This is a genomic window from Mesorhizobium sp. B2-7-3, assembly GCF_006440715.1.
GTDB classification, from domain to species: Bacteria; Pseudomonadota; Alphaproteobacteria; order Rhizobiales; family Rhizobiaceae; genus Mesorhizobium; species Mesorhizobium australicum.
In genome coordinates this window covers 476,420-488,289 of the sequence record NZ_VFTY01000001.1, presented here as the reverse complement: position 1 = coordinate 488,289, position 11,870 = coordinate 476,420, and the positions used below count along the sequence as shown (strand labels likewise).

Below are 11,870 nucleotides of genomic sequence, written 5' to 3'. Positions count from 1 at the left end.
ATAGCGAGTCCCCAATGATCAAACTGCTGCTGTGGCCCACCAAAGTGCCTGTCTGTGGCAATATGGGCACAGTAGATTTGCCGGCTTGCTTCGGTGGATTCCTGGCTTTCAGGCTGGATTGGAGTGTTGTATCAAGCCCTACTGCGGGAAATACCGGTGGGGCCTAAAAGAACATGAGAGTTGTTTTAGCTATAGCTAATACTTTGAGCTTGGCCGCAGGTATTGGCGCCCTGTGGCTCATCCTGTCGGGCGCCGGACCCGCACTTGCCGAGGAAGCCGCCAAGCCCCAACCGGCCCAGTCAAAGCCGGCCGACGCCAATCCCTGGGCGGTCAACTGCTCCAGCGGCTCGGCGAGCTCCGAACTTCAATGCCAGGTGTCGCAGAACCTGACCGAGGCGAAGACAGGACAGCGCGTGCTTACGGTGACCGTTCGCCGCGACAACGGCAATGGCAGCCTCGCCATGCTGCTCGCCTTGCCGCACGGCCTCTTCCTGCCGTCCGGCGCCAGCTACCAGATCGACCAGGGACAGAAGACGACCATCGCCATCCAGACCAGCGACCAGAACGGCGCCTATGCCGCCACGCCGCTGCCGCCGGACCTCGTCAAGGCGATGAAGTCGGGAACCAATCTGAACATCGGCATGGAGTCCGTCACCCGCAAGCCGGTCACCATCCCGGTGTCGCTGGCCGGCTTCACCGCCGCCCTGACCAAGCTGGAATCGATCAAGTAGCGGGTCGCCGGCAACCGTGGCCGACATCCTATCCCTTCGTCATCCACGGGCGGAGCAGCCGCGGCGCGGCGTCGCGGAGACCCGAGGATCCATGCCGCGACCGTGCTGGCGGGTGCAGCGGAGCAGAATCTGGACCGTGGCAACGCTCCGGAGTCCCGGCATGGATCCTAGGGTCTGCGCTGCGTCGCTGCGCTCCTTGCTCCGCTCTAGGATGACGAAGTCGTGGGCGTCTCCGCTCCGCACTCAAGGTATCAGTACGTCAATACGAGCAACCGTCTTGATTGTCCGCACCTGCGATGCTCCGTTGTCGCTTCGGACATGCGGAGAAACACATGACGGGTTTTGTCGACCGGCAGCGCGCCACGCAGTTGATGCAACGCGCCGGCATCGCCGCGCTGGTGCTCTCAGCGCCCGAGGCCTTCCATTATGCGACCGGCGCTTCGATCGGTCCGGCCGGACTGTTCCGGCGCGCCGGCGCCGGCTTCGTCGTCGTCCCGGCCAGGCAGGACCTGCCGATCGGCGTCGTGGTCGCCGACTTCAATGCCACGCAACTGCGGACCGCCGCGCCCGAGATGGTCGTGCGCTCGCACCCGATCTGGATCGAAGCAGCGCCGGTCGAGACAGGGCCTGCCGGGCTGCCCCTGGCGGAGCGTATCGAGGCTGGCCAGGCTTTGCCCGGCCGCGCGCCGGATTTCGCGCGTCCCGCCACCTTCGACCTCGCCGGCTCGGTGCGACAGCTGCAGGCAATCCTCGCCGATTTCGGGCTGGAGCGCGCCACGCTCGGCGTCGACCTCGACTTCATTCCCGCCGCCGATTTTGCCGCCATCCAGGCGCTGCTGCCGGATAGCCCTGTTGTGGACGGCTCGCTTGTGCTGGACCGGCTGCGCGCGCTCAAGTCGCAGCGCGAGATCGACCTGCTGCGGCAAGGCATCATCCTGTCGGAAGCCGGCCTGGAGCGGCTGCAGGTCGATGCCATGGCCGGGATGCGCCAGAGCGATCTCGTCGCGCTCTACCGGCAGGGCGTAGCCACGGCGGCGGCCGGCTTGTCCCACCCGGTCATCACGGCCGAATATGTGACGCTGGGCGCCCGGGCCAAGGGCGCCGACGCCAGGGCCGTGGCGGGCGATCCGCTGAAATGCGACATGGTCTGTACGGTCGGTGGCTACGCCTCCGACATGTCGCGCAACTTCACCTTCGGCCCGCCTTCGGCTGATCAGGCCGAACTGCACGCCATTGCCGAGCGCGCCTTCGACGACGGGCTGGCCGAGCTTGTTCCCGGGAACACGCTTGCCCATGTCCACCGCGTCGCCACCGACAGCCTAGCGCGCCAAGGCCTGCGCTCCTACCGCCGCGGCCACTTCGGCCACGGCGTCGGGCAGTCGGTCTTTTCCGAGCAATGGCCGTTCATATCGGCCGGCAGCGAGGTCGTGATCGAGGCCGGCATGGTGCTGGCCTTCGAGATCCCGCTCTATATCGACGGCCTCGCCAGCTTCAACCTCGAGGACCAGTTCCTGATCACGCCGGATGGGCCGGTCGCGATGAACCGGCTGCCGCGACGGCTGGAGGTGATTGGGTAGTGGAGGCTTGAGATCTGCACCTCCGGAAATTGGCTGAGGTCCCTCCACCTTCGTCATCCACGGGCGAAGCAGGAGCGAAGCTCCGTCGCGGAGACCCGAGGATCCATGCCGTGACCTTTCCGTGGGGTGCAGCGGAGCAGAATTTTGGACCGCCGGGAACGCTTTGATGTCGCGGCATGGATCCTGGGGTCTGCGCTGCGTCGCTGCGCTCCTTGCTACGCCCAAGGATGACGACGGGAAAGGTTTTGCCGTCCAGCGATCAAACCTCCGTACAGGCCCCTAAGCGCTCACCGGCGGCCGCCTGTCCCTCCATGGCATTTCCTGTTCCAGCTGTGCCGACGCCGCCAGCACCGTCGCCTCGTCGCCGTAGCGGCCGACCAGCTGCACGCCGACCGGCACGCCGCCGTGCGACCAGCCGAGCGGCAGCGAGATCGCCGGCTGGCCGGAGATGTTGAAGGGGAAGGCAAAGACGGCATCCGTCCATTTGGCGTTGTAGCGGTCGATGTCGGTCTCCGACATGTCGTAATAGCCGAAGGGGCGCGGCAGTTGGGTCAACGTGGGCGTGACGAAGAGATCATAGGCCCTGAGGTCGCCGACAATATCGCGGCCGACCTGCCGGAGCTGCTCGACATCGGAGATGTGCCTGACCCCGCTGGTGGCGCGGCCGCGCTCGATGATCGCCCAGGTCACCGCCTCGACATCGCCTGACGTCACCGGCCGGCCGATCACCGTTTCCAGGGAGTCGAAGGTCGCCGCCGTCTGGACGCAGGTCATGTTGGTGTAGGTTGCCCATACGCCATTGGCATCGAGCGGCATGTCGTGCTCCTCGACATCATGCCCCAACCGCTCGAATGCGGCCACGGTCGCCAGCACCGCCGCCTTCACCTCCGGATCGATGGCGGTGCCGTTGGGCGGCGTGACGGTGAAGCCGATGCGCAGGTTTTTCGGCGCACGCGCCGACAGGCTGAGCCAGGAGGCATCCGGCACCGGCGGCGTATAGGGCTCGCCGGGCAGCGCACCGGCCACCGCATCGAGATAGGCCGCCGTGTCGCGCACCGTGCGCGAGCAGCAGAGGAAGTAGGCACCGCCATACCAATAGTCGCCGAACGGGGCCAGGCTGACGCGGCCGCGCGACGGTTTCAGGCCCACGATCCCGCAGCAGGAGGCGGGGATGCGAATCGAGCCGGCGCCGTCGCTGGCCTCCGCGATCGGCACCATGCGCGAGGCGACAGCCGAGGCCGCGCCGCCGCTCGAGCCGCCTGGCGTGATGCCTTCCTTCCACGGGTTTTTCGTCGTGCCGTAGAGTTTTGGTTCCGTCGTGATCGACCAGCCGTTTTCGGGCGCGTTCGACTTGCCGACCAGCACCAGTCCCGCCGCCTTCATGCGGCGAACGACTTCGGTGTCGAAATCGGCGACGACATCTCTGAGGTAGAAGCAGGAATTGGTGTTGGGCGCACCCGTCCAGGACGAGGCCAGTTCCTTGAGCAGGAATGGTACGCCGGCAAAGGGTGCTGATGTGTCGACCGTCGCGGCCTGCGCGCGCGCCATGTCATAGAGGCGATGGATGACCGCGTTGAGCGACGGATTCAACCGCTCGACCAGCGTGATCGCCGCCTCGACCAGTTCCGCCGGCGAAACCTGGCCGCCGCGGACCAGCGCGGCGAGGCCAAGTGCGTCGGACTCGGCATAGGTTTTCAAAAGACTGTCGGTGACCATGTCTCACTCCCAAATTTGCGTTGCCTCGACATCGCGCTTAGGAATGCGCGAGCTGTCGCTACCGGCTAATTACAAATGTAGGCGCCGCCCCTCATCCGCCTGCCGGCACCTTCTCCCCGTATAGTGACGGGGAGAAGGATGAAATTCCTGCGCTGCCGGTGCCGCCTCCAGCGCCAGCAACCGGATAGCATCAGGCCAGCTCGACCGTCCGTCCCAGCTCTATGCTCTGTTCGGCCGCGAGCACGATGCGCAGGCTGTTGACCGCCGCGTCCATCTGCTCGGTCAGATCGAGGTCCTCGCTTATGGCGCGCAGGAAGAACGCCTGCTCGCGGTCGCACAGTTCCTGGTGGCCGGGCTCGTCCTCCATGCTGACGATCTCGTCGGGCTTTTTGAAATTCTTGTCGCCGTCGACGGCGGCATAATGGATCTTCAGCGCGTCGGTCTTGGTGTGCCGGTCGATGTCGGCGGAGTTCGACACTTCGGCCAACTCGGCCGCGCTGCTCGCCTGCTGGCCGGCGACGATCGAGACCGCGCCTTTCGGGCCGACGACATCCTTCACGAAGTAGGCCGTCTCGCTCATCATCGGACCCCAGCCGGCCTCGTACCAGCCGACCGAGCCGTCATCGAAGGTGACATGCAAGTGGCCGTAATTCTGCTTGTCGGCTTCGGCCCATAGTTTGGCGCCAATGCCATGCACGCGCACCGGCTTGGCGCCGGTCAGCTGGCACATGACGTCGACATAATGCACGCCGCAATCGACGATCGGGATCAGCGAATCGATCAGGTTCTTGTGCCAGTGCCAGGCGCTGCCGCTGCTTTGCTGGTTGAGGTTGAGCCGCATGACCAGCGGCTTGCCGAGCGTCTTGCCAACCTCGATGAACTTGATCCACGAGGGGTGGACGCGCAGGATGTAGCCGAGCACCAGCTTGCGGTTTTTCGCCCGCGCGGCCGCCACCACCTTTTCGGCTTCCTCGATGTTGGTGGCCAAAGGCTTTTCCATGAACACGTGGCAGTTCGCCGCGATCGCCTTCAGCGCGTATTCGGCATGGGTGTTCGGCCAGCTGTTGATCGAGACCGCATCCGGCCTGGTCTCCCTCAGCGCCAGGTCGAAATCCTCGTAGAGCGGATAACCGGCGAGTTCGGCCGGGATTTTCGTGTTGCTCTTGATCGAGCGGCTCATGATGCCGACGATCTCAAACCCCGCCGAGCGATGATAGGCACTGGCGTGCGACGCACCCATATTGCCGAGACCCACCACCAGTACTTTCACCTTGTCGGCCACCGTTATCTCCCAGGTTCTGGATTGAATTGTGCGCGGCGACCGGTTGCCGCGTGTTTATCCGGACAATCACCTCAGGTCAGCGCCGCCGCTCGTTGCCCGGCCCTTTCCTCTCCCCCGTCGATCGGGGGAGAGGTGTCGAGCGAAGCTCGACGGAGTGGGGGTCGACCTTCGCCGCCCGCCTGAGGTTACTTCGCCAGATTGTGCCTGTCCCGCAGCGACTGCGCGTTTAGCGACCGCCTTCCCCCACTCCGTCGCCGCTTCGCGGCGCCACCTCTCCCCCCTCCGGAGGGAGAGGAAAGGAGCCAAGGCAGGGCAATGAGGAGTGGCGTCGTCATGGCCTTCGCTTGCGCGCTTCTACTTCACTGCCGAATCGAACAGGTGCGCCTTGATCTTCTCGACATCGAGCGCGGCAAAGCCTTCCGACAGTTTGACGCCGTCTGCGTCGGCCTTGACCTTGGCCTTGTCGAAGTCGTTGGCGGCCGGGATCAGGTCGTTGCTGCAGACATCCTCGGCCTTCACCGGGTTGGTGATCTGGCCGATCTTGTGGATCTCGTCGAAGAAGCCCTGCCAGCTCGCCATGTCGTGCGACCCCCAGCCGCCGCGCTTGTCCATGTCGCCGCGGAAGACGTTGATCTGCTGCAGGATCGAGGTGGTGCCGAGCTCCGGTCCGAGGTTCTTGGCCAGCGTCGGGAACTGCTCGAACACCGCTTCGACCGCCGCGCGCGGATTTTGATAGCCGAACTCAAGGCCCATCGCCCAGCCGCGCAGGTATTTTTCCAGGAACGCCTTCTTGTCGGGATCCTCGAGATCGGCGGCGCGCACGACGAAGGTGTTGGCCGGCAGTTTCGAGTTCTTCACGCCCAGCCAGTATTCGAAATCGAGACCCTTGGCGATCCATTCGGCGCGCAGCCCTTCCCATGACAGCGCCGCGTCGCCTTGGCCGCCGGCAAGCGCGGTGCCCCAGGTCGGCCAGCCGGCCTCGACATACTTGACCTTCTTGATGTCGACGCCTTGCGCGGCAAGCAGCGGATCGGTGATCGACTGCCAGGCTGCGGAACCAAGCAGGATGGTCTTGCCTTCGAGCTTCTTCAGGTCGTTCGAGCCCTCGCCCTTGCGGAAGGCGATGCTGAACGTGTCGCGCGCGCCCATGTGGAACACCGACTTCAGCTTCATGCCGTTCTGGATGGCGAAGGAGAACACGCCGGGCGAGGGAAAGCCCATATCGGCCTGGCCGACATCGACGAACTTCACCGTCGCCGTGCCGTCGGACGGTCCCGGCTGCATGTCGGTGTCGAGCCCGTCGAAATAGCCGGCCTTCTTGGCCGCCCAGTAGGGATAGTCGTCGAGCACTTCGAGCGTGCCGCGCGGCGAGATCCAGGTGAATTTTCCATAGGCCTCGGCCCTCGCCCTGAGGCCGGTGGCGCCGAGCGCGGTCGCCGTCACCAGCCCGGCGCCGGTCACCTGCAGGAAGGTGCGGCGGCTCATTCCCGCCTGCTGGATGCAATTGTCCTTGGTCATGGCATTCCCCTTTTTTGTTTGATGTCAGTCTGCCTTGCCGCCCGCCTCCCGGGCGTGGTCATTGCTTCTGCGTCAAGCCTCCCAGCTCGCCCATTTCTTGCCGATGAGGAAGAACAGCACGTAGATCAGGATGCCGAGCATCGACAGGATCAGCACCACGGCGAAGAATTGCGGCATCTGGATCATCGACGAATAGGTGGTCAGCCGGTTGCCGAGGCCGAAGCCACCGCCGACCATCTCGGCGCCGACGGCGGTGAGCAGGCCGAAGATGGCGCCGATCATCAGCCCGACCAGGATCATCGGCAGCGCCATCGGCGCGCGGATCTTCCAGAAGATCTGCAAGGTGCTGGCGCCATAGGACCGCGCCAGCGCGATCTTGGCGCTGTCGACGCGACGAAAGCCGGTGGCGGCATTGATCATCACCATCGGCCCGGCGGCCAGGGCCACCGCGATGATACGGGGCGTGTAGCCGAAACCGAAACGCAAGATGAGCAGCGGCACCAGCGCCAGCATCGGCGTGGTGACCAGCAGCAATATATACGGCGCGACGATCTTTTCCGCGAACGGGAACTGGGTGATGACGGCGGCCAGCACCAGACCGACGGCGGCGCCGATGGCAAAGCCGGACACCAGCTCGACCAGCGTATAGCCGAGATGCGGCGCGATCAGCGGAAACTCGTCGAACAGCGCATAGGCGATCGAGCTCGGCGGCGGCATGATGTAGAGCGGCACATGGAACAGCCGCAACGCCAGTTCGATGCCGCCGATGATGATGACGGCGACGGCGAGAATGGCCGCCACCTCCTTGCCCGACTTGATGCCGGGGCCGCTGGCGAAGGCCGAGAGGTTGGTCAGGCTGACGTCTTGCCCATCGCCTGATTTGGGCTTCGAAAATTCGGGAATGGCGTCGCTCACGGCCTGATCCTCACGATCTCGGCGCTCGGGCGCTCCGGCGCCTTCGGTCTGGTACGCTCTCCGACAATGTCCATCTTGATCCGGTTGGTGAGGTCGAACACCTCCTTCGTCGCCATGATCTCCAGCGAGCGCGGCCGCGGGAACGGCACGCGGTATTCCTTGGCGACGCGGCCCGGCCGCGCGCTCAGCACCACGACGCGGTCGGAGAGGAAAATCGCTTCCTCGATCGAGTGGGTGATGAAGACGATAGTGGTCTTGGTGTCGAGCCAGATCTCCTCGACCAGCCGGTTCATCTCCTCGCGGGTAAAACTGTCGAGCGCGCCGAACGGCTCGTCCATCAAAAGCACCGAGGGTTTCAGCGCCAGCGCCCGCACGATCGCCGCGCGCTGCTGCATGCCGCCCGAAAGCTCGCGCGGGAATTTGCCGCCGAAGCCGTCGAGGCCGACGCGGTTAAGCAGATGCGCGATCCAGGCGCGGTCCGGTTTTTCGCCCTTGATCTCGAAGGGGAAGCGGATGTTGGCGTCGAGATTGCGCCAGGGCAGGAGGTTGGCTTCCTGGAAGACGATGCCGATATCGGGATGCGGCCCGGAAATCTCTTTGCCGTCGAGCTTGATCGCGCCGCTTGTCAGGCCGTGCAGCCCCGACATCGACCACAAAAGCGTGGTCTTGCCGCAACCGGACGGGCCGACGATCGAGACGATTTCATTGGCTCTGACGTCGAGGCTGCAGCGGTCCAGCGCCAAGAGGTCCCCGGACGCCGTGTGATAGATCTTGGTCGCTGCCTGCACGCCAAGCTTCGGCGTTGTTATCTCGCCCGCGTTCATCCGCCCCTCGGAGATTGCGTGATGATCCAAAGGTCATCAGACTGTCAAAAATCAGTGTGTAACTATCCTACTTTGCTGTCAAGCGTCGACGACGGCGAGCATGGGACGAGAACCGACTACTAGGAATAACTATCTGTTTTGACGTTGTATTCTTCGCCTTGAAATTCGTGTTGCTTTCCTACATGATTTGGCAGGCGCACACGCGAATGCCCTCGCGGCACGCATCGGTTGCAGCGCCGTCCTGCGCATGGAACGACAGCGTGCAAACATGATAAGAGGTCAGGTCGAAAACGGGCTAGGGAACACCGCCTTCATGACCGAAGCTGCCAGCCATCCGATCGCGGACGAAGAGGGAACCGGGGGCGAACCCGTCCGGCGCATTCCCGACATCATCTCGCTGGTCAAGGATTGCTACGGCGAATTGCGCCCGGCCGAACGCCGCGTCGCCGATGTCGTGCTCGAGAATGTCAAATATGCCGTCGACGCCTCCAACGCGGCGCTGGCTCAGCGCGCCGGCGTCAGCGAACCGACGGTGACCCGGTTCTGCCGCGCCATCGGCTGCGAGGGCGTGCGCGACTTCAAGCTGAAGCTGGCGCAGAGCCTCGTCGTCGGCGCGCTCTACCTGGACACGTCGCCGGCCAGGGAGGGCGACGCCGCCATGCCGTTCTGGAACGCGGTGTTCGGCGAAGCGCGCCGGGCGCTGCAGGAAGCCGAGCGGCAGCTCGATCCGGGTGAGCTGGAAAAGGCCGCCGAGCTGATCGCCCGGGCCCGCCAGGTCACCGTGTTCGGGCTCGGCGGCAGCTCTTCGGCGCTGGCGCAGGAAACTCAGTACCGGCTGTTTCGCTATGGCATCTCGATCAGCGCCCAGTGCGACCCCTATTTGATGCGCATGACCGCCTCGACGCTGAAGCCCGGCGACCTGGTGGTCGCCATCTCGGCGACTGGGCGCACGCGCGAGGTGATCGAGGCGGTCGAACTCGCCAAGCACTACCGCGCCAACGCGATCGCCGTGACGGCACCCGATACCGAGCTCGCCCGCGCCTGCGACGTCAGGCTGACGGTTGCCGTGCCCGAATATCCCGACACGCTGAAGCCGACGGCCTCGCGCTTCGCCTTTCTGGCGATGATCGACCTCCTGGCGGTGGCCTCGGCCTACAAGCTCGACGGCCCGGCCCGCGAGACCGTGCGCCGCATCAAATACAACGCCCAGATCCACCGCACGGGCAAGGAAATGGAGCCGCTGGGAGACTAGTCCCTTCTCCCCGTCACTATACGAGGAGCCCGTCACTATACGAGGAGCCCCACTATACGAGGAGAAGGTGCCGGCAGGCGGATGAGGGGCAGCGCCGACTTCGACGGTTACCGTCCCAATACACGGATCGGACGTATGCAAGAGGGAAGAAATGCTCGAAAAGTCACCATCCAAACAGGCGGCCGCATGGCTTGGCTCGTTTTCGCAGGCGCTTGAATCCGGCGACCTGTCGGCCGCAAGCAACCTGTTCGTCGACGATTGCTATTGGCGCGACCTGCTGGCCTTCACCTGGAACGTCACCACGATGGAAGGCCGCGAGGCCATCGCAGACATGCTGACAGCAACGCTGGCGACCACGAAGCCTGGCGCGTGGCAGCTCACCGGCGAGGCAACCTCGGATGAAGGCACGATCGAGGCCTGGTTCACCTTCGAGACGGCGGCGGCCACGGGCCAAGGCATCATGCGGCTGCGCGATGGCCGCTGCCGTACCCTGTTCACGGCGATGACCGACTTGAAGGGACACGAGGAGCGCAAGGGCGCGGCGCGGCCGCTGGGCGTGCGCCACAAGGCGGACCCGGAACGCGAGACCTGGTCGGAGGCGCGGGCACGCGAGGCGCGCGAACTCGGCGTAACGGAGCAACCCTATTGCCTGGTCATCGGCGGTGGCCAGGGTGGCATCATGCTCGGCGCACGGCTGCGGCAGCTCGGCGTGCCGACCATCGTCATCGAGAAGAACGCACGGCCGGGCGATTCCTGGCGCAACCGCTACCGCACGCTCGTGCTGCACGATCCGGTCTGGTACGACCATCTGCCCTACATACCGTTCCCCGACAACTGGCCCGTCTTCACGCCCAAGGACAAGATGGGCGACTGGCTGGAAATGTACACGCGTGTCATGGAGCTGAATTACTGGGTCGCCACCAGGTGCCTCAGCGCCAGCTACGACGAGGCGGAGAAAGAATGGACCGTGGTGGTCGACCGCGTCGGGCAGCGCATCACGCTGAAGCCGAAGCACATCGTCTTCGCCACCGGCGCCTACGGTCCGCCGCGCAAGATCGATCTGCCGGGTTCCGACCAGTTCAAGGGCGAGCTGCTGCACTCCAGCCAGTATGCCAGCGGCGAGAAATTCCGCGGCAAGAAGGTCGCCGTCATCGGCGCGGCCAGTTCCGGCCACGACGTCTGCGTCGATCTCTGGGAGAGCGGCGCCGACGTCACCATGATCCAGCGCTCGCCGACCACGGTGGTCAAGTCGGACACGCTGATGCAGGTCGGCTTCGAGATCTTCTCCGAGGACGCGCTGGCACGCGGCATCACCACCGAGAAGGCCGACATGATCGTCGCCTCGACGCCGTTCGCGCTGGTGCCCAAGGGCCAGCGCGCGCTCTACGACGTCATCCGCGCGCGCGACGCCGAATTCTACGAGCGTCTGGCCGCCTCCGGCTTCGCGCTCGATTTCGGCGACGACGAAACCGGCCTGCTGATGAAGGCCTACCGCACCGGCTCCGGCTACTACATCGATGTCGGCGCCTCGGACCTGATCATCGACGGCAAGGTCGGCATCCGCAGCGGCGTCGCGATAAAATCGCTGACGGCGAAAGGCATCCTGTTCGAGGACGGCAGCGAGCTCGAGGCCGACGCCATCGTCGCCTGCACCGGCTACCAGTCGATGAACGAGAATGTGGCGGCGCTGGTCTCGCGCGAGGTCGCCGACAAGGTCGGCCCCTGCTGGGGCCTAGGCTCCGGCGTCAAGGGCGACCCCGGCCCCTGGCAAGGCGAATTGCGCAACATGTGGAAGCCGACGGCGCAGGAAGCACTGTGGTTCCACGGCGGCAATCTCGCGCTGTCGCGCTTCTATTCGAAATATGTCGCGCTGCAGATCAAGGCACGGATGGAAGGGATCGAGACGCCGGTTTATGGGGCGGTCAGCAACGCCGGGCGGTAAGGCGGAAGCATGCTTCGGTGAGAGGTCGATCCCCACTCCGTCGAGCTTCGCTCGACACCTCTCCCCCGATCGACGGGGGAGAGGAAAGGCGCAAGTTCACCGGCCTTGGCTCC

Annotated in this window: 9 protein-coding genes; 4 read left to right on the top strand and 5 right to left on the bottom strand. The window is 64.9% G+C overall.

Annotation, left to right across the window (positions count from 1 at the left end; genetic code table 11):
• Positions 1 to 203: 203 nt before the first annotated feature.
• Positions 204 to 731, top strand: coding sequence for an invasion associated locus B family protein (locus FJW04_RS02455; protein ID WP_224531571.1), 528 nt, complete (start codon positions 204 to 206; stop codon positions 729 to 731).
• 332 nt (positions 732 to 1,063) lie between these two features.
• Positions 1,064 to 2,308, top strand: a complete 1,245-nt coding sequence (locus FJW04_RS02450) for a Xaa-Pro peptidase family protein (protein WP_140712155.1) — start codon at positions 1,064 to 1,066, stop codon at positions 2,306 to 2,308.
• 279 nt (positions 2,309 to 2,587) lie between these two features.
• On the opposite strand, the gene FJW04_RS02445 is transcribed toward FJW04_RS02450, so the two are convergent.
• The 5 genes from FJW04_RS02445 to FJW04_RS02420 form a co-directional block, all read right to left on the bottom strand.
• Positions 2,588 to 4,024 carry an amidase gene (locus tag FJW04_RS02445; RefSeq protein ID WP_140712153.1) on the bottom strand — a complete coding sequence of 479 codons (1,437 nt, stop codon included), beginning with the start codon at positions 4,022 to 4,024 and terminating at the stop codon, positions 2,588 to 2,590.
• Between the two features lie 190 nt (positions 4,025 to 4,214).
• The gene (locus tag FJW04_RS02440; protein ID WP_140712151.1) at positions 4,215 to 5,306 is read right to left on the bottom strand and encodes a Gfo/Idh/MocA family oxidoreductase; all 1,092 of its coding nucleotides are present in this window, start codon (positions 5,304 to 5,306) and stop codon (positions 4,215 to 4,217) included.
• A gap of 354 nt (positions 5,307 to 5,660) precedes the next feature.
• The gene (locus FJW04_RS02430; RefSeq protein ID WP_140712149.1) at positions 5,661 to 6,824 is read right to left on the bottom strand and encodes an ABC transporter substrate-binding protein; all 1,164 of its coding nucleotides are present in this window, start codon (positions 6,822 to 6,824) and stop codon (positions 5,661 to 5,663) included.
• Between the two features lie 72 nt (positions 6,825 to 6,896).
• Positions 6,897 to 7,739 (bottom strand): ABC transporter permease, encoded by an 843-nt coding sequence (locus tag FJW04_RS02425; protein ID WP_140712147.1) that lies wholly within the window; start codon positions 7,737 to 7,739, stop codon positions 6,897 to 6,899.
• Positions 7,736 to 8,563: an ABC transporter ATP-binding protein gene (locus tag FJW04_RS02420; RefSeq protein ID WP_140618202.1), complete on the bottom strand. Its 828-nt coding sequence runs from the start codon at positions 8,561 to 8,563 to the stop codon at positions 7,736 to 7,738. Before FJW04_RS02420 ends, FJW04_RS02425 begins: the two co-directional genes overlap by 4 nt.
• 313 nt (positions 8,564 to 8,876) lie before the next feature.
• Between FJW04_RS02420 and FJW04_RS02415 the strand changes: the two genes are divergently transcribed.
• Entirely contained in the window at positions 8,877 to 9,815 is a 939-nt protein-coding gene (locus FJW04_RS02415) for a MurR/RpiR family transcriptional regulator (RefSeq protein ID WP_140712145.1), read from the top strand.
• A gap of 151 nt (positions 9,816 to 9,966) precedes the next feature.
• Positions 9,967 to 11,757 (top strand): NAD(P)/FAD-dependent oxidoreductase, encoded by a 1,791-nt coding sequence (locus FJW04_RS02410; RefSeq protein ID WP_140712143.1) that lies wholly within the window; start codon positions 9,967 to 9,969, stop codon positions 11,755 to 11,757.
• Positions 11,758 to 11,870 lie beyond the last annotated feature (113 nt).

Bases quoted from the DNA above. Each gene is read 5' to 3' on its own strand.
- FJW04_RS02450 (WP_140712155.1), top strand. From the start codon at position 1,064: ATGACGGGTTTTGTCGACCGGCAGCGCGCCACGCAGTTGATGCAACGC.
- FJW04_RS02410 (WP_140712143.1), top strand. From the start codon at position 9,967: ATGCTCGAAAAGTCACCATCCAAACAGGCGGCCGCATGGCTTGGCTCG.
- FJW04_RS02445 (WP_140712153.1), bottom strand. From the start codon at position 4,024: ATGGTCACCGACAGTCTTTTGAAAACCTATGCCGAGTCCGACGCACTT.
- FJW04_RS02415 (WP_140712145.1), top strand. From the start codon at position 8,877: ATGACCGAAGCTGCCAGCCATCCGATCGCGGACGAAGAGGGAACCGGG.
- FJW04_RS02430 (WP_140712149.1), bottom strand. From the start codon at position 6,824: ATGACCAAGGACAATTGCATCCAGCAGGCGGGAATGAGCCGCCGCACC.
- FJW04_RS02420 (WP_140618202.1), bottom strand. From the start codon at position 8,563: ATGAACGCGGGCGAGATAACAACGCCGAAGCTTGGCGTGCAGGCAGCG.